The following is a 17,963-nucleotide window of genomic DNA, read 5'->3' on the forward strand; positions in this document are numbered from 1 at the left end:
TGTGGATTAGTATAATTTAAATATGAAAGGGTGAAATAGTTGAAACTTATTCACTGGAGTTATGCTAAAAGGTACCAAGTAAAAGCGATTTTTGACAAATTCCCAGATATGATTCTCGTTTTCAGAACAGTAGGTTCGTATTATTTTGTTTTCACTACAACAGGTTCGGTTGGACATACTTACCCTACCCGTAAAGATTATGTCGAAATGGAATTGTTAGTAAACGAGCAACTTCAAACGTTGCCAGCCTATATAAAACGAAAGTCTGCAAGGGAAATGGAATGGGTTGAATCATGGATACACGAAAAAGAACTTCCAATCACATAACTGGAAGTCCTTCCTTATAAAGAATAATTTGCTTACGCCCAAGTGATTTAGCTTCATATAAAGCTTGATCAGCACATTTTATAATATCTTCTAGCACTTGTTGATTTTTCACTTCACATATCCCAGAAGAGAAAGACAATCTCACTGAATCTGTGCGATATTTTAATAACTGATCGTTACTACAAGCACCTTGTAGTGCTTCTAACATCTGTTTGGTTTCGGGACCATTATGATTTGGGAATAGTAAGAGAAATTCTTCCCCTCCCCATCTAGCGACAATATTCGGGCTTGTTATTTGTCTTTTTAATAGATTCGCAAATGTTTGGAGAGCAATATCACCAAATGTATGGCCATATTGATCATTGATATTTTTAAAATGATCTAAGTCTATTATCGCCACTGTGAAGGCTTTGTCATTTCCTTCGAACTTCTGTTGGACGTGTTTAATTTCTTCAATCATTTTGCGTCGATTGAATAAAGATGTTAAAGGATCCGTTATTGATAAGATTTTCACTTGTTCTACTAATTGTTCCAGTTCTTTGTTGCGATCCTGCAGCAATTTTTCAGTTGCTTTTCTTTCTGTAATATCAACATGTGTTCCAATCATTCGGACGGCTATTCCCTCTTCATCACGCTCAACAGCTTTGCCGCGATCTAAAATCCAACGATATGTACCATCTGCATGCAGCAAACGATGTTCACTTTCAAAAAAACTAGACTCGTTGTTAATATGCTCTTCAATGACCTGATCCACTCTTTTAACATCCATTGGGTGAATTCGCTTTCTCCACTCACTTAATTCATTAGGTAATTCATGCTCTTCAAAACCTAACATCCCTTTCCAATGCTTTGAGAAAAAGACATCATTCTTTTTCATATTCCAATCCCAAACGCCTTCTCTCGCACTATCAATAGCAGTTGCCCATCGGTGCTCTAAAGAAATATGCATATTAATTTCTTGTTTAATTTCAGTTTGATCAAAAAGATAAGAAAAAATGGATGTTTTATGCTGGTGTACACCGTGTTTTATGTATGTGTAAGATTTCATGAACCGAATATCTCCATTTTTAGCGTAAATTCTATATGAAGATTCCCAAAACGGGCTTTTTGAAGCAATGCGTTGATTTAAAATATCTCGGAATTTTTGTCGATCTTCTTCGAAAATAACCGATAATAAAGGCACTTTTCCTGATATCACTTCATCAGCTGTGTAACCTAAAATTCGTTGTATATTTGGTGTTATATAATCGACCGGTTGTTTATCAACTCCCATGGTCCAGTGCATAAAAATTACCGGACCATTCCAAGACATCTCTTGAAAAGATTTAGAAAAGTAATGTTCCATATTACCCACTAATTACCACCTCGCTTATGCCATAAGTATATATGATTACACATTATTTGGCTACTTAAATTGAGGAATACCATTTCTGAGCGTCTTCTACTTCATTCATGGTAAGTTGATGACCACTGTTATACCAAATGTCTTTTACAGTTGCTTGATTAGAACGTAATACATCTATTAATTCCTGAGTCTCATTTTGTGGGATAATCGGATCGTTTGAACCTGCACCAATGAACACATATGTGTTGTCTAGTGCTAGAACTTCTTGATTTCTATAAGGAACCATTGCATGGAATAAAATAGCTCGATCCACTAATTTTTCATGTTTCATAAGTAAGGTAGCAGCAATGTTTGCACCATTCGAATAGCCTATCATCGTAATTTGTTCACTTTTTGGTGCATAGTGTTGAATAGCATCATTTAAGAAATCATGCAGTTCTTGCGCACGGAAAAACAAGTCTACTTCATCAAAAACACCCTCAGCTAAACGACGGAAATAGCGTGGCATGCCACCTTCTAGAACATTACCTCGTACACCAAGTATCGACGCATCCGGATCAATGTGCTTTCCTACATTAATTAAATCATGTTCGTTTCCACCTGTTCCATGTAACAAAATCAAAACATTCTTGTTGTTAGTACCTTCTATAAAAATATGGTGATGAGTTTCATTCATATAAATCTCCTCCTTTTTTTAATCATATCTCGAATTCGAGATATTTTCCACTTATAAAGATTCAGCATTGTTATCACTATCCGTGTTATAATAGTAGCATTGTGAAAAATAAGGAGGTACTAGCATGATTGCTGTAAGTAATGTAAGTTTGCGCTTCGGAGATCGTAAGCTATTCGAAGACGTTAATATAAGATTCAACCCAGGTAACTGTTATGGATTAATTGGTGCAAATGGTGCTGGAAAATCTACATTTATTAAGATTTTATCAGGTGACCTTGAAACACAAGAAGGAAATGTCATCATGAACCCGAATGAACGTTTAGCGGTACTAAAACAAAATCACTTCGAGTACGAAGAGTTTGAAGTATTAGAAACAGTGATGATGGGTCATAAACGTTTGTATGAAGTTATGAATGAAAAGAATGCTATCTATATGAAAGAAGATTTTTCTGACGAAGATGGTATGCGTGCTGCAGAACTTGAAGGTGAGTTTGCAGATATGAATGGTTGGGAAGCAGAATCTGAAGCTGCAATTCTCTTGCAAGGTTTAGGGATCGGTGAAGAATCATTAACGAAAAAAATGGCTGACTTAACAGGTTCTGAAAAAGTAAAAGTATTACTTGCTCAGGCATTGTTCGGCAAACCGGATGTTCTTTTACTAGATGAGCCTACAAACCATTTAGATTTAAAAGCGATTCAATGGTTAGAGGAATTTTTAATTAACTTTGCCAATACAGTTATTGTTGTATCCCATGACCGTCACTTCCTAAACAAGGTGTGTACTCATATTGCAGATCTTGATTTCGGTAAAATCCAAGTTTATGTTGGAAACTACGATTTCTGGTATGAATCAAGTCAATTAGCTACTAAACTGTCTCAAGATCATAATAGTAAAAAAGAAGAAAAAATTAAAGAACTTCAAGCATTTATCGCACGATTTAGCGCAAATGCTTCGAAATCAAAACAAGCAACTTCTCGTAAGAAAATGTTAGATAAAATTGAATTAGACGATATTCGTCCTTCTTCACGTAAATATCCATATGTAAACTTCCAAGTAGGACGTGACATTGGTAACGATGTTATGGCTGCACAAGGAATTTCATTTGAACATGACGGTCATGCATTATTTAAAGACATTCATTTCTCTATAAACAAAGATGATAAAATTATTTTAATTGGTGATCCAATTGCTAAGTCTTCATTACTTCGAGTATTAGCTGAAGAAGTTGAACCAAGTGAAGGCTCAATTCGTTGGGGTGTAACAACAGCACGTACGTACTTCCCTATTGATTACAGCGAATACTTTACAGGAAATGAAAACTCGTTAGTAGATTGGTTACGTCAGTATTCACCTGATGACGAAAGTGAAACATTCTTACGTGGTTTCTTAGGACGTATGTTATTCTCTGGAGAAGAAGTGAAGAAAAAACCTTCTGTTTTATCTGGTGGAGAAAAAGTACGTTGTATGTTATCAAAAATGATGCTTGCTAATGCCAATGTATTGCTTTTAGATGAACCGACAAACCATTTAGACTTAGAATCAATTCAAGCGCTCAATAACGGTTTGATTTCTTTCAAAGGCGCAATGATTTTCACATCTCATGACCATCAGTTTATCCAAACGATTGCTAATCGTGTAATTGAAATCATGCCTGATGGTTCAATTCTTGACAAGCAATTATCATTTGATGACTTCTTAGAGTGGAAAGAATCTCAAGGAATCAAAGCATAATAAATAAAAAGTGCGAAGGGTTTATCCCCTTTGCACTTTTTATTTGGATTTTTTCAAGAACATTCCTAGAAGAGATCGAGCTGGCAATTTCGCTAGCAAACCATCGCTTGATTTAGAAATTTTCTTTAATACATCAAGCAATTTTTCATCGCCTAACCAATGTTCTTCCAATACTTCTGGGGAAAATTTATTTACTAGCGTATTCACAACGAATGTTGCTACAATAATGTCATCAATAAATCCACCTGGACCAATTAAGCCTTCAGGAATTACATCGATTGGAGCAATAAAGTATAAAATACCGCTGCCAATTAAGGCTTTGCTTTTCCCATCAATGCGATTATCTAGTATTGATTTTGTTAATAAGTAGAATAAATCTGGTGCGAATAATAAGTAAGATGAATATTTACTTGCACTTCCTGATTTTGATTCTAAAAATGAAGTAATCTTACCGCGAAGTTTTTCATAAAAATCTTGTTGTGTCTTAATTGTTGGTAAGTCATGTTTTAATTCATAATCTGTCATGTTTATTCCCCTTCCTTACAACATACTATACCAAAAAAACAGAATTTTGAAACGTTTAATCATTATCAACCGTCTATATTACTAAACAAAGTGATTGGAGGTCGAGTCATGTCGTTAATTAAGTTTATTCCAATTCTTATACTTTTCTTACTGTTGAGTGCTTGTGGTGAAGATCCAGTGGAAGAACCTTCCGATTCAAATGAAAATCCTTCTACGGAAGAACAACAACCTGAAGAAAACATTGAAGAACCAGAGAAAATCGTTACAGAACCAGAACCAGTACCTGAACCTGAACCTGAACCTGAACCTGAACCTGTTATTATCCAATTTTCTAATTACTTCATGCAAGACGGAGCAACAGCTACTTATTTAGGTGACGGAAACGAATATGCAAGTTATCAAGCACGGACACAGTGGCACAATGACACTACGGTTTCCATCTATGAAGACAATGGCGGAACCACACTTTTACGTACTTATCGAATTTCAGATGAGTCAATTGATTTGATACAGGAACAAGGAGAATTTTATGACGAGTTTAATCCAACTGATGAGGAGTTGCAAGAACTCCCTATACTTTCGACTTTTCTAAAACTACCTTTAGAAGCTGGCGAAGTATTTGACGATTGGGAAATAATTAGTGTAGATCAAACGCTTGAGACACCATATCAACTTTTTGAACAAGTAATCGTCTTGGAAAAAACGGATGACACCGGAGCCATTCAGCGTAAATATATCGTAGAGCAATACGGTGAAATTAAAAGAGAGTTTATTATGCTAGAAGAAGACACTGAATTTATCGTAACATCAACGCTTGAATCAGTTGAATAAAAAAGAAGAGGCATCCGAATTTGGATTGCCTCTTTACGTGTTCAATTAGATTTTAGTTACGTTAGCAGCTTGTGGTCCGCGGTTTCCATCGACAACTTCAAACTCAACTTTTTGACCTTCTTCTAGAGTTTTAAAGCCTTCTCCTTGGATTGCTGAGAAATGAACAAAAACGTCGTCTCCACCATCAATTTCAATGAAACCAAAACCTTTTTCTGAGTTGAACCATTTTACTGTACCTTGTTTCATGAACAAACCCCCAAAAAATAAAGTAAACAATTTAGATTGAATTCGTTAAAACCAAAAAATCCACATACACAATAGTACCAGCAAACGCCGATCACTACTGAAAATATGTGAATACCGGTTTACGGTGAAACAATTTCAATTGTTAACAATATTATAACATTTGTCCAATAACTGTCAATTTTAATTTTTGTGTTTTTATAGCCTTTTGTGTCTTTTTATAATTGAATAGGCTTCCCGTTTTTAAGCCACAATACACCATGATACGTTTGTAAATCATCATCGCAAGCCTCACAAAACTCCTGTTCATCTTCAGTCCAAAAAGCCCAGCATGTTCCTTTTTGATTAGCCTCATTCGGATAAATAGCACGAAATTTACTTAGCAATGAATCTACGTATTCATTCGCTTCTTTTTCAGAAGAAAATACCTGCTTTTCGATAATATATTCTTCCCAACCCGTGAACATCCACCAAGGCTCATATCCGGCTTTCATATAAAATACTTCATTCATAACTTTTCATCCTTTTCTGTATTGCCTTATTTCTCATTTTAACAAATGAATCGTCAGCGTCTAGTGATTTGCTTATATTAAATTTCACTTGTAGCACGTAAACCCTGTTAACAATGCTAAATCATTGATTACTCCCCAAATTTAATATAAGTTTAGTCTTAATACAGATGAAACCTTTTGTACCGCCAATCGTATGTAATAGAGAAGAACTCTTAAGGAGGGTTGCAAGATGATCGATGTAAAGTACTTTATAATTCGACATTTGCTTAGTATCCCCATATTTTTTGGAAGCTGGATAGCGTTCCAATCTGGATTAGGTATTCATTTCGCACTTGCAGGAATCTTTTCCGTTGGTACTTATGCTATATCCAATCAACTTTTAAAAGTGGTACAATCGCGAATGATTGTTTCAAAATATGGCTTGTCGATGGCTGAGTATCGTCATATTAATACGCAGTTAAACGAAGCAAAAACTAAACTTAAACAATTAAATGGATACTATATGAAAGTTCGTTCAATCAGAGCATTTAAACAATTATTTGAAATGAACCGTCTTGCAAAACGCATTGTCCAGATCGTTAAAACCGATCCAAAGAAATTTTATCAAGTAGAATCGTTTTTCTATGCTCATTTGGAAACGGCAGTAGAGCTTACTTCAAAATATACTTTACTTGTCTCACAACCAGTTAAAGCACAAGATATCCAAATTGCCTTGCAAGATACTCGTGAGACATTGTTAGAGCTTAATCAAGTGATGGAAAAAGATTTGCGTCAAGTGCTGTCTTCAGATATTGAACATTTAAGAATGGAACTTGATTTCGCTAAAATTTCATTAAGGAAGCAAGACACTCCCCTACTGCTGAAAGGAGATTTACAAGATGACCGAAAAACAATCGGCTCCTAGCCAATCGAAAACTTTAGATGATTTACTTAATTCACCATTTGAAATGCAACCACAAATGAAGGATCAAGACGACCCTATTAATGAAAAACTGCCTGTAAAAATAATTGACAGATTATCTGAAGAAGAAAAACAAAAAGCCTATACACTTGCTTCTCAAATTCCTGCTGGTAATTATGAGGCAATCCTAACATATGGTGCCAATGCACAAACGGAACTTTCCAGGTTTTCACATCAAATGCTTGACCATGTACAAAAGAAAGATATTGGTCCTGTAGGAGATATATTAAAGGATTTAATGGACAAGCTTGGGGAAATGAATCCTGAAGAATTAACCAATCAAAAAAAATCAGGAATTAAACGATTATTTGGCAAAGTATCTCGTTCTGTTCAAGAGTTGATGACTAAATACCAAAAACTTAGTACACAAATTGACCGTATCGGTATTCAGCTCGAACATTCTAAACGAGGTTTAATCGAAGATGTTCATATGTTAGATAAGTTATATGATCAAAATAAAGCATATTTTCAAGCTTTAAATGTGTATATTGCTGCAGCTGAAATTAAACGAGATGAAATTCTAAATGAAACCATTCCTGCCCTTCGTCAGAAAGCAGAAGCATCTTCTGATCAAATGGCTTATCAAGAAGTAAACGATATGGCTCAATTCTTAGATCGCTTAGAAAAACGTTTGTATGATTTACAACTTTCACGTCAAATTACGATACAAAGTGCTCCTCAGATACGAATGATTCAACAAACTAATCAGACATTAGCTGAAAAGATTCAATCATCAATTATGACTTCTATTCCATTATGGAAAAATCAAATTGCCATTGCATTAACACTTAATCGTCAATTTAAAGCAGTTGAGGCGCAAAAACAAGTGACGAAAACAACGAATGATTTACTATTGAAAAACTCGGAAATGTTAAAGATTAACAGCATTGAAACTGCAAAAGAAAATGAGCGAGGAATCGTTGAAATTGAAACATTAAAACAAACGCAAGAGAATTTGCTACAAACAATCGAAGAAACACTTCGTATTCAAGCAGATGGCCGCGTAAAACGAAAATCAGCAGAAGTTGAAATAGCACGAATGGAAGAACAGCTAAAACAACGACTATTAATCGTTCATCAAGAACAAGAAAACCGTCCTCGCTAATGAGGACGGTTTTCTATTTATGTTACCTTTTAAATCCACCTTCTGAATGAATGATTTGACCGGTAATCCAGTTGGCATCTTCACTTGCTAGGAATTTAATGACTTTTGCAGCGTCACTTGGCTCACCTATTCTGCCGAATGCGAACATTGGTTCTAACTTCCCTTTTATATCTTCTGACATCCATCCTGTATCCGTAGGTCCTGGATTTATGGCATTAACGGTTATTCCAAGGTGAGCTACTTCTGCTGCCAAAGTAATAGTTAAGGCATCTATTGCACCCTTCGTTGTTGCATAGGCTAATTCGCCAGCCATGGATCCTTGAAATTGCCCAGAAGTAAGACTAACAATTCTCCCGCCTGTTTTCTTCTTAAAATTCTGTGCAAATTTACTACTTAATAGAGTCGTCGCTCGGATATTCACCACATAGTGCTTATCCAACTCTTCCATAGTAATCGTTGAATAATCATTATTAGTTGAATATGCAGCATTATTAATTAAGATATCCGGTTGACCGAGATCCTCCACTACTTTTTGAAACAGTTTCTCTGGTGCATCTAAAGTTGTTAAATCTAACTCCATGCTAGACACCTTAACGCCTTTCAGCAATAACTCCTCTTTTAATTTCTTCGGCTCATCGAAATCTAAGCTTAAGCCAATTTCTCTATCATAATCAGTCCAATAAGTGAAAAAAATGTGGTACCCTGCATCGACTAACTCTTTACATATTGCCGCTCCAATACCTTGCAGGCGACCAACTCCAGTAACAATTGCAATTTTATTTTTTAAATCGACCATGGACATCTCCCCTAACATAGATTTTAAATCTCAAATTTCACTTAACAACTAGATATAACATGCGACGAAGTAAGCGTAATGTTTGCGTGGTGAATTCATCGACATTCTTCGCTGTTGCAGTTTTTGCGCCAAACATCATGTGGAATAATTGTAATTGCTCTTCCACAGGTTGCTCTGCACTTAAAAACAAGTGAAGTAAATGTATCCCTTTTTTCTCTGCTTCGATGACAGCCTCTGCGGTATCGATAATCCCATTTGCTGCATAGCCATATGCAGATGGTTCTCCATCCGAAAACAACAATATAAATTTATGCTTTTCACTTCGTTTTAGAAGTCGTTCAGCCATCCATCGAATCGCTAAACCATCACGATTATCATCATGTGCCTCTAACGAAAAAATGGCTTCTGAATGATCTTTCAAACCGTCTTCTACTTGATGGCAAAATAAAAAAGAGTTTGGTTGTTCTTGATCAGATGCCTCATAAGCGTCTTCATAATAAGAAACAATATCGTGTCGAATGCTTAAATCACGTAATACATCATGAAACAGCAAAACTGCTTTTTTCGTTTCCTCCATTTTATCAATCATGGATGCCGAGCTATCAATTAGCAGACCAAAAACAGCGTCCATTGGAAGCGACGGGTTATTCTTTTTATAAAATGGTTTGGGTCGTTGTTCAGTTAATAATGAGGTAAGATTTGGCGTTAATCTGCCTTTTGATAATCGAGTACGTTTGCTCTCCTGCTTTTGGTCCATCCGTTTTCGCATTTCTTTTGTAAATGCTTTCACATATGGCTTTTGTTCTGCACGAATGATAGAAATAGTATTTTTTAAGTTATGATTGGCTTTTTGATTTATTTTCTTTTCTTCGAATGTCACATTTTGGTGTTCATCACCAAAGCGTTCTCCCGATTGCTTTGTTTGCTTTTTCTCAGACTTCCCATTCATTTTTGCTGTTTGTTTACTTTTCTTATTTGCAGAAGATGTGCCTGAACCCTCGCTATCAATATCATTAGACTCATCGCCTTCTTCTACACGGCCATTGTTTGTCTTCCCCTTATTTCCTTTTGTCAATTCAAACTCAAGGTGAGGACCTTGTTGTTTTTCACTCTCTCGATGCCATGTTCTAAACATTTCTTCAATGGATTCACTAGGAGCAAGATCATCTGAGTCTTGTTGATCGATCCGTCGTTTATTTTTCTCTTCATAAACAGGAACTTCTTTTAAGTTTTCGTGAAGAGATATGAATATATGTGTTAAGTCTTTCATCATCTCTTCTTCCAACAAGTACAGAATATCTAAACAAATTTGGCAACTTTCAGCTGTGCTCTTTGAATCAAAGACAAACTGCCATTTGGCAAGTACTCGATTGAAGTAACTCGGATATTCTTCTATCAATATAGATGTAGGTGACCCTTTACGAAGTGCAATATACAAAAAACTAAACAGGCTGTCACTCATAAATCCCTTGCTGAAGTTCACCATCAATTGTTGTTCATGAAAAGTTGTATAAACTTCTTCGCGAATGACAAATGCACTGTCTGTTCCTGGGCGTTCTTGACGAATCAAATTTGAAAGCCGAAATTCTTCCGCACTTATAGCGAGTTGTAGAGCAAATTCTCTAATAGGAAGATGAGACACTTTTTTCTTATAGGTATCCCATGCTGCTAAATCGAAATGTCGCCAAAAACCCGAAGTTAATAAATATAAGTCAGATAATTGACCTTTTTGTTCAATTTCAGGATCCCGATGGTTCCAAAAATGACTAATCGAAACAGCGCCTTCTTTTGGGCGAAACTCCATCAATTTTCGAACAGTTAGTGTTAAATATGGACTGCGTCCTAAAGCTCTAGCTAATTGCTCTAACTGAATCATACGTTTAGCGTTGATCGTTTCATTGTTAAATTGAATAAATCGATTGACCGATGACAATTAAAACACCTCACTTAAGCCAAGTATTCGCCAGTTCCATGACCAATTCTTTTTCACTCTCGTCTTCCAATTTTTCAGCTATTGCATATCGAATCGCTCGCTTTGGATCTATATATTGAGCCAGTTCAGTCGCATCAAGTAAACTACGAATGGATGCAGCTTCCTCACTAAGTAAGCCATTTTGAACTTGAATAAACATATCTTCCGCCAGATTAAGCATGGTTTTAATTAGTGAAGGTATAGCTTCAGGGTATTCTCGTTCGAATAATGCCCGAAGCGGCTCTCCGGTTAAATAAGGAATTGAAAATGATATAAAGCGATTTTTCAATGCTTCATTTAACGGAGAAGTTCCAATATACCCTTCATTTATTGCAGCTATTACAGTGAAATCTTCATGCGCTCGTAGAACTTCTCCCGTATAAGGATTTGTCAGCATACGTCTGTGATCGAGTACGCTATGGAGAATCGGTAAAGTTTCGGGCTTTGCCATATTGATTTCATCGATATATAAAATATGGCCGTATCTCATGGCTTGGATTACAGGTCCTTCGACGAAATCGATGGCTGTTTGACCGTTATCTTGAACCAACGTTTTAAATCCGAGAAGTGCTTCCGCATCTAGATCAACCGAGCAATTAATACTGTGCATTGGTTGATTAAAGAATGAAGATATCGATTCGGCTAATTTTGTTTTACCTGATCCAGATGGTCCTTTGAGTAAAACATTCTTTTGCAACACAACACTTAGTAAAATGTCATTCCACAAATGTGCTAATGGAGATACATAACCCCCTCGGCCAACTAATGATGTATGGTCAACTGTATGCTCTCTTATTTTTCTGTCGTTTTGTGATTGTTCAATGATTGATTGTACATTCAATGTTAATCCCTCCAATAAAAAAACCGATGAAAAGTCATCGGTTATTCGAAATATTCTTTATAAAAGCCACCAATGTGACCTGTGTTATCAAGTATGAAAATGAATTCTTCTGTTTCGTTCTTCACTTCATATGATTTACCAACTGTAAGTACATTCGACACCGAAAACTTCGATGAGTTGGTATGTGTGCATGTAACTGTTTTTATTGTGGGTGCATCTTTCCAGACTGTATGTAACATAATTCATCTCCTCATTTCGTTCTCTTCCTCTAGTATAAGCAAGCTGTAAAAGATTATCAACAACACGGTTGAACCTATTACAATATCTCGGAAATTGATGGTTGAAATAAGATGAAACCAATCCTTTTTAAGTCTGTAATTAGTCGGACGAAGATGATATTTTGTCAACCTAAAGTATCTTTGTTCCACCTAATCCTATGAAATTTAGCCATAGTGATTGAAAGTGCAAATCTAAATAAGTTTATTTCGCATGATCCAAAGTGATAACTACATTGCCCTTTTTGTGTCCTTTTTCTACATATCTATGAGCTTCTGGGATTTGTTCTAGCGGATATCGTCTATCGATAACCGGTTTTATCTTCCCTTTTTCCATAAGCTCTTTGAGGAAAATTAAATCATCCTTACGAACTTTTGCGATTCCTTGTCCATCAACTGTCACGTATGACCCGGTAGGAGTTAGTGCTTTCCTGCAATTAGATTTCGACGTTTTCCCGACAGCATCAAAGATGATATCATAACGTTCATCTCTTTTCGTAAAATCCTCTATGGTGTAGTCAATTACCTTGTCAGCTCCTAGAGTTCTAACCAATTGGGCATTTGCCGAACTGCATACCCCGGTAACCTCCGCCCCAAAGGATTTGGCAAGTTGTATCGCAGAAGTTCCTACCGCTCCAGAAGCTCCATAGATAAGTACTTTTTGTCCTTTCTGGATATTTCCTTTTCTAAGAAAATACAATGCTGAGGTTCCCCCGAAAAGAACACCAGCTGCTTCCTGATAGGTCATATTAGAAGGCTTGATCGCCATCATTGCGCTTTCAGGCAGACATGTATACTCGGCATGAGCTCCAAAACTCATTCCGGTTAATGCAAACACCTGATCGCCTATCTTAAATTGGTTTACGTTTTTTCCTATTTCTACAATTTCTCCAGCTAACTCTACTCCAAGTATCGGTTTTCTAGGTTTTCTTAGACCTAATACTAGTCGCATAGGAATCCACAGTAATACAGGGCTATCGAAACCTCGAACTCTAAGGTCTCCTGCCGTTACGGTCGTTGCATGAACTTTAACCAGTACTTCATTGTCCTTAGGAACAGGCTTTTCTATCTCTCTTAGTTCAAGAACATCCGGTGATCCGTATTGTGTACATACCATTGCTTTCATACCTTTCCTCCTTCATTTCTTTGGTTTAATCATTTTATATTATGCATACCAACAGCCTGATACTTGTAATCAAATTATTAGAGCCTCCGCTAATTTCTTTTACATGGTCCTTTTATATTTTATATACCTAATTACCAAGAATCTTGTGCAATTACGGTAAAGCTTTCTATTCTTAAACTTACCTTGTCTGTTAGCGAAAAGTCGGAAAATTCGCTGTTATTTGAAGTTAATTCTATCACAAATATAATTTTTATCATGAAAATTCTCGGGAAGTAAGGACTCGATAGTACCTATCCATATCTCAGGAATTACCGTGCTTTAAGAACGGAATTGCACAAAAAATACATACCACATGAACAGTATTTTTCGATTTATTAGTCAAAAAAAACAGCTCCGCGGGATGCGAAGCTGAATTGAATATCTTATGATTCTAATAGTAAATCTTCAGGGTTTTCAATTAGTTCTTTTATTGTTTTCAAGAATCCAACTGAATCTTTTCCGTCAATTACGCGGTGGTCGTAAGAAAGAGCCACATACATCATTGGGCGGATTTGAACTTCATTACCAATAGCAACTGGACGTTTTTGGATCGTATGCATTCCAAGAATACCAACTTGAGTACCGTTTAAAATTGGAGTAGACATAAGAGAACCGAATACACCACCATTTGTAATGGTAAATGATCCACCAGTCATATCTGCAATTTGAAGTTTTTTGTCGCGAGCTTTTTTCGCTAACTCACCGATATTCGCTTCGATTTCAGCAAAGTTTTTACGGTCCGTATCACGAACGATTGGCACGACTAATCCTTCTTCAGTAGAAACTGCGATGCCGATGTCATAGAACTGTTTAAGTAGAACTTCGTCTCCATCTAGTTCTGCGTTCACATAAGGATATTTTTTCAAAGCAGATGTAACTGCTTTCGTGAAGAATGACATAAATCCTAAACGAACATCATGATCTTCGAAGAATTTATCTTTTTTGCGAGCACGTAGAGCCATAACATTCGTCATATCGATTTCATTAAAAGTAGTTAACATAGCTGTTGATTGTTTTACTTCTAACAAACGTTTGGCAATTGTTTGACGACGACGAGACATTTTCTCACGTGTAACACGAGCATCAGCTTCTTTTGGAGCAGCAGTAGCTTTAGCTGCAGCCGGTGCTGCAGGAGCTTGTTTTGGTGCATTAGAATGTGATTCAACGTCTTGAACACGTACACGTCCCATTGGATCAACTGTAGAAATTGCATGTAAGTCAATGCCTTTTTCACGAGCCAATTTACGAGCTGCAGGACTTGCAATAGTGCGATCTGTTGAAGATGTTTCTTCTTTTACAGCTGGAGCCGCTGTAACTTGTTGAGATGTTGGTTGTTCTACATTCTTAACAGGTGCATCCGCTTCTGCAGGGTCTGCTTCAACTGGGTTCTTAGTTGAACTACCGCTACCAGAACCTTCTCCAACAACTGCAATTACTTGCCCAACTTCAACTGTATCACCTTCAGCAAAAAGTAATTCTTGAACTACTCCTGCTTCTTCAGATATTACTTCAACATTAACTTTATCTGTTTCAAGTTCAACGATGAATTCACCTTTTTCAACTGAATCCCCTACTTGTTTTAACCATTGTGCTATTGTTCCTTCTGTAATCGATTCTGCTAATTCTGGTACTTTAATCTCTGCCACTATATTTTCCTCCTCTAATCAATCGGTCTTTAAAGTGAAACTGCTTCTTCAATAATGCGATTTTGCTCAATTTTGTGAGATTCGCCATCGCCTTCAGCGGGACTTGAACGTTTAACACGTCCAATATATCTTACGCCCTTCGCTCCAGCCAAATCACGTAAATAAGGGTCTGCAAATGTCCAAGAACCCATGTTTTGTGGTTCTTCTTGTACCCATGCAATTTCTTTCGCATTCGGGAAACGTTCAACAATCGCTTGGATTTTTTCAGAAGGGAATGGATACAATTGTTCAACTCGAATGATGTGAAGATGGTCAAAATTTGTGCCATCTTTTACTTTATCGGCTAAATCAATGGCCATTTTTCCACTAGCTAGTAAAATACGTTCTACTTTTTCAGCTTGATTGCCTAGACCAGGTTGCTCTAGTACTGTTTCAAACTGACCAGATGCTAAATCTGCTACTTCTGCTCCAACAAGTGGATGACGAAGTAATGATTTTGGCGATACGATAATTAATGGTCTCATTGTTTCTTCACCAAGCATTTTAGCTTGACGACGTAAAATATGGAAGTAGTTTGAAGCACTTGAAAGGTTCGCTACTGTCCAGTTGTTTTCTCCAGCCATTTGCAAGTATCTTTCAATACGAGCACTTGAATGCTCAGGTCCTTGTCCTTCATATGCATGTGGAAGTAACATGACTAATCCAGATTTTTGACCCCATTTTGCACGACTAGCAGAGATAAACTGATCAAACATGACTTGTGCCATATTTGCAAAGTCTCCATATTGAGCTTCCCAAATAACTAGCGCTTTTTCATTTTCCAAGTTATATCCAAATTCATATCCCACAACCGCTGCTTCAGTTAATGGACTGTTATAAGCGACAAATGAAGCTTTCGCATCCGAAATATGATGTAGTGGAACAAGTTCCGCTCCAGTTTTTTCATCATGTAACACGAGATGTCTATGGGCAAATGTCCCACGTTGTACATCTTGTCCAGTCAATCGTATAGGATTTCCATCTTGCAAAATTGAGCCAAGTGCCAAAGTTTCTGCATGTGCCCAATCAATTTTCCCTTTGCCATTGAAAGGTTCTTCACGACGTTTAAGAATTTTTTCAAGTTTCTTAAAAGCTGTAAATTCTGAAGGCCAAGACAATAAGTCAGCATTCATTTTCACTAGTGTTTCTTCTTTCACGCCAGTTGGTACTTCAGGATAACCATTTAATACGACCTCAGGAATAACAATATCTTGATGCTCTGCTGCAGGCACTTCTCTCACACGATCGAAGGCAGCTTGCATCGTTTTTTGAATATCAGTTTGAAGTTTTTTCACATCTGTATCTGCAACCACTTTTTCCGACACTAATTGCTTACCATACAATTCACGTACAGTAGGGTGTTTGTGAATCGCGTGATACATTGTTGGATTGGTAACTAACGGCTCATCCATTTCATTGTGACCGAAACGACGGTAACCGATTAAGTCTATTAAGATGTCTTTGCCGAATTTTTCTCGATATTCAAATGCTAGTCTAGCGACAGCTATTACCGCTTCAACATCATCTGCATTCACGTGTACAACAGGAACTTCGAACCCTTTTGCAGGATCTGAAGAATAATGTGTCGAGCGTGAATCATAATATTCTGTCGTAAAACCAATCATATTGTTTGCAATAATATGAATGGATCCACCTGTTTGGTACCCACGAACACGACTGTAGTTTAATGTTTCAGTTACGATGCCTTGTCCTGGGAACGCAGCATCTCCGTGGATCAATACTGAATATGCAGCTTTTGGATCTTGACTAGCTACACCAGTTTTTGATGTAACTTCTTGAGCTGCACGAGTTTGACCATTCACAATTGGACTAACTACTTCTAAGTGAGAAGGGTTATAAGCAAGTTTCACTTTCAATCCTGATTTAGCAGTATGTGTAGCGCCCATGTGATATTTCACATCGCCAAACCATCCTGTAGTAATTTCAAGTGAATCATCTTTCGGTAAAAATGAATCATTTGGAACATGTGCAAAATCTGCAAACATCATGTCATATGGTTTATTAATAATGTGTGTTAAGACATTTAAACGTCCACGATGTGCCATACCAATTAAAATTTGCTTAGTATGTTGCTTTTCAGATTGACGAACCAATTCATCAAGTAATACAACTAATGTATCTAATCCTTCAATCGAAAAACGTTTTGCTCCAACAAACGTGCGGTGAATGAATTTTTCAAAACCTTCAATTTCCGACAATCGTTCAAGCAAAGATTTGCGTTCTTCTGCCGATAATTGAACTTTCATAGATGATGATTCAATTTTAGATTGAATCCATTGACGTTCCTGAGAATTAATAATATGAGCAAACTCATATGCAATCTTATCGGTATAGAATGATTTCAAATACTCAATTGCTTGTAAACCATTTTGAATATTGCTAGGTGTATTTTTCATTAATAAAGAAGCTGGGATCTCTACAAGATCAGCTTCTGATAATCCATATGTAGAAGGATCCAATCGTGAAGAGTCTTTAGGTCGATCGTTTAACGGATAAATATCCGCAGCTAAATGACCATGAGCTCGAATTGCGTCTGCTAATTGAACAGCCGCTAATACTTTCCCAAAGTTATTTGGATCTACATGATTGGCTGCAGAAAAATCTACAGTGTCTTCAGACTCTGATGGTGCGCCAAATTCTTTGAATAATTCACTTAGATCTGCATCTACAGATTCTGGTGATTTCAAAAATAAATCGTACATTTCTAATACATATCCTAAGTTTGGACCTGATAATTTAGCCCATGGTGACCCGTTCGGTGTCCCGTGCTTTAACATTTAGAAAACCCTCCAACTTTTGCCAAGCGGCATTTCCTATTTCTTTTTTATACATACTACATTATTTTATCATGTTATAACCTGATATCAAAGGAATCAAGCATGATGAATGCAGAACTTTTTTTTCATTTCAATCTTACTCCTATCTATAGAAAATACAATGCTTTTCAGGAA

At 36.6% G+C, this 17,963-nt stretch carries 17 protein-coding genes; 5 read left to right on the forward strand and 12 right to left on the reverse strand.

The features are described from left to right. Positions 1-39 precede the first annotated feature (39 nt). Entirely contained in the window at positions 40-327 is a 288-nt protein-coding gene (locus ACFPYN_RS11970; protein WP_377734452.1) for a hypothetical protein, read from the forward strand. On the opposite strand, the gene ACFPYN_RS11975 is transcribed toward ACFPYN_RS11970, so the two are convergent. Together ACFPYN_RS11975 and ACFPYN_RS11980 are read right to left on the reverse strand one after the other, a co-directional pair. Continuing rightward, a complete protein-coding gene (locus ACFPYN_RS11975; RefSeq protein ID WP_377734582.1) occupies positions 320-1,672 on the reverse strand; it encodes a sensor domain-containing diguanylate cyclase in 1,353 nt (450 codons plus the stop codon). The genes ACFPYN_RS11970 and ACFPYN_RS11975 overlap by 8 nt on opposite strands. 64 nt (positions 1,673-1,736) lie before the next feature. Next, positions 1,737-2,348 carry an alpha/beta hydrolase gene (locus ACFPYN_RS11980; RefSeq protein ID WP_377734454.1) on the reverse strand — a complete coding sequence of 204 codons (612 nt, stop codon included), beginning with the start codon at positions 2,346-2,348 and terminating at the stop codon, positions 1,737-1,739. Between the two features lie 124 nt (positions 2,349-2,472). Between ACFPYN_RS11980 and ACFPYN_RS11985 the strand changes: the two genes are divergently transcribed. After that, the gene (locus ACFPYN_RS11985; RefSeq protein ID WP_377734456.1) at positions 2,473-4,080 is read left to right on the forward strand and encodes an ABC-F family ATP-binding cassette domain-containing protein; all 1,608 of its coding nucleotides are present in this window, start codon (positions 2,473-2,475) and stop codon (positions 4,078-4,080) included. Between the two features lie 39 nt (positions 4,081-4,119). Here the strand turns inward: ACFPYN_RS11985 and ACFPYN_RS11990 are convergent, their stop codons facing one another. Beyond that, positions 4,120-4,605, reverse strand: coding sequence for a YkvA family protein (locus tag ACFPYN_RS11990; RefSeq protein WP_377734457.1), 486 nt, complete (start codon positions 4,603-4,605; stop codon positions 4,120-4,122). A gap of 108 nt (positions 4,606-4,713) precedes the next feature. Here ACFPYN_RS11990 and ACFPYN_RS11995 point away from each other — a divergent pair, with 108 nt between their 5' ends. Then, complete coding sequence (locus tag ACFPYN_RS11995; RefSeq protein ID WP_377734458.1) at positions 4,714-5,436, forward strand: hypothetical protein; 723 nt, start codon at positions 4,714-4,716, stop codon at positions 5,434-5,436. A 45-nt stretch (positions 5,437-5,481) separates the two neighbouring features. Here the strand turns inward: ACFPYN_RS11995 and ACFPYN_RS12000 are convergent, their stop codons facing one another. Both ACFPYN_RS12000 and ACFPYN_RS12005 read right to left on the reverse strand, forming a co-directional pair. Beyond that, the gene (locus ACFPYN_RS12000; RefSeq protein ID WP_377734459.1) at positions 5,482-5,682 is read right to left on the reverse strand and encodes a cold-shock protein; all 201 of its coding nucleotides are present in this window, start codon (positions 5,680-5,682) and stop codon (positions 5,482-5,484) included. A gap of 215 nt (positions 5,683-5,897) precedes the next feature. Next, complete coding sequence (locus tag ACFPYN_RS12005; RefSeq protein ID WP_377734461.1) at positions 5,898-6,191, reverse strand: DUF1033 family protein; 294 nt, start codon at positions 6,189-6,191, stop codon at positions 5,898-5,900. A gap of 229 nt (positions 6,192-6,420) precedes the next feature. On the opposite strand from ACFPYN_RS12005, the gene ACFPYN_RS12010 reads away from it, so the two are divergent. Continuing rightward, positions 6,421-7,095 carry a 5-bromo-4-chloroindolyl phosphate hydrolysis family protein gene (locus ACFPYN_RS12010; RefSeq protein ID WP_377734462.1) on the forward strand — a complete coding sequence of 225 codons (675 nt, stop codon included), beginning with the start codon at positions 6,421-6,423 and terminating at the stop codon, positions 7,093-7,095. Further along, positions 7,070-8,257 (forward strand): toxic anion resistance protein, encoded by a 1,188-nt coding sequence (locus ACFPYN_RS12015; protein ID WP_377734464.1) that lies wholly within the window; start codon positions 7,070-7,072, stop codon positions 8,255-8,257. Before ACFPYN_RS12010 ends, ACFPYN_RS12015 begins: the two co-directional genes overlap by 26 nt. 22 nt (positions 8,258-8,279) lie before the next feature. Here the strand turns inward: ACFPYN_RS12015 and ACFPYN_RS12020 are convergent, their stop codons facing one another. The 7 genes from ACFPYN_RS12020 to ACFPYN_RS12050 form a co-directional block, all read right to left on the reverse strand. Further along, complete coding sequence (locus tag ACFPYN_RS12020; protein ID WP_377734465.1) at positions 8,280-9,053, reverse strand: SDR family oxidoreductase; 774 nt, start codon at positions 9,051-9,053, stop codon at positions 8,280-8,282. 37 nt (positions 9,054-9,090) lie between these two features. Next, positions 9,091-10,986, reverse strand: a complete 1,896-nt coding sequence (locus ACFPYN_RS12025) for a vWA domain-containing protein (RefSeq protein WP_377734467.1) — start codon at positions 10,984-10,986, stop codon at positions 9,091-9,093. Positions 10,987-10,996: 10 nt separating this feature from the next. Continuing rightward, positions 10,997-11,866: an AAA family ATPase gene (locus ACFPYN_RS12030; RefSeq protein WP_377734468.1), complete on the reverse strand. Its 870-nt coding sequence runs from the start codon at positions 11,864-11,866 to the stop codon at positions 10,997-10,999. A 41-nt stretch (positions 11,867-11,907) separates the two neighbouring features. Beyond that, positions 11,908-12,105: a DUF6501 family protein gene (locus tag ACFPYN_RS12035; RefSeq protein WP_377734470.1), complete on the reverse strand. Its 198-nt coding sequence runs from the start codon at positions 12,103-12,105 to the stop codon at positions 11,908-11,910. 241 nt (positions 12,106-12,346) lie between these two features. Then, the gene (locus ACFPYN_RS12040; RefSeq protein WP_377734471.1) at positions 12,347-13,267 is read right to left on the reverse strand and encodes an NAD(P)-dependent alcohol dehydrogenase; all 921 of its coding nucleotides are present in this window, start codon (positions 13,265-13,267) and stop codon (positions 12,347-12,349) included. Positions 13,268-13,689: 422 nt separating this feature from the next. Continuing rightward, on the reverse strand, positions 13,690-14,952 hold the full coding sequence (gene odhB / locus ACFPYN_RS12045; RefSeq protein WP_377734472.1) for a 2-oxoglutarate dehydrogenase complex dihydrolipoyllysine-residue succinyltransferase: 1,263 nt from the start codon (positions 14,950-14,952) through the stop codon (positions 13,690-13,692). Between the two features lie 29 nt (positions 14,953-14,981). Continuing rightward, the gene (locus ACFPYN_RS12050; RefSeq protein WP_377734473.1) at positions 14,982-17,789 is read right to left on the reverse strand and encodes a 2-oxoglutarate dehydrogenase E1 component; all 2,808 of its coding nucleotides are present in this window, start codon (positions 17,787-17,789) and stop codon (positions 14,982-14,984) included. Positions 17,790-17,963: the final 174 nt, after the last annotated feature.

This window comes from Paenisporosarcina macmurdoensis (assembly GCF_042658845.1).
Lineage (GTDB): Bacteria > Bacillota > Bacilli > Bacillales_A > Planococcaceae > Paenisporosarcina > Paenisporosarcina macmurdoensis.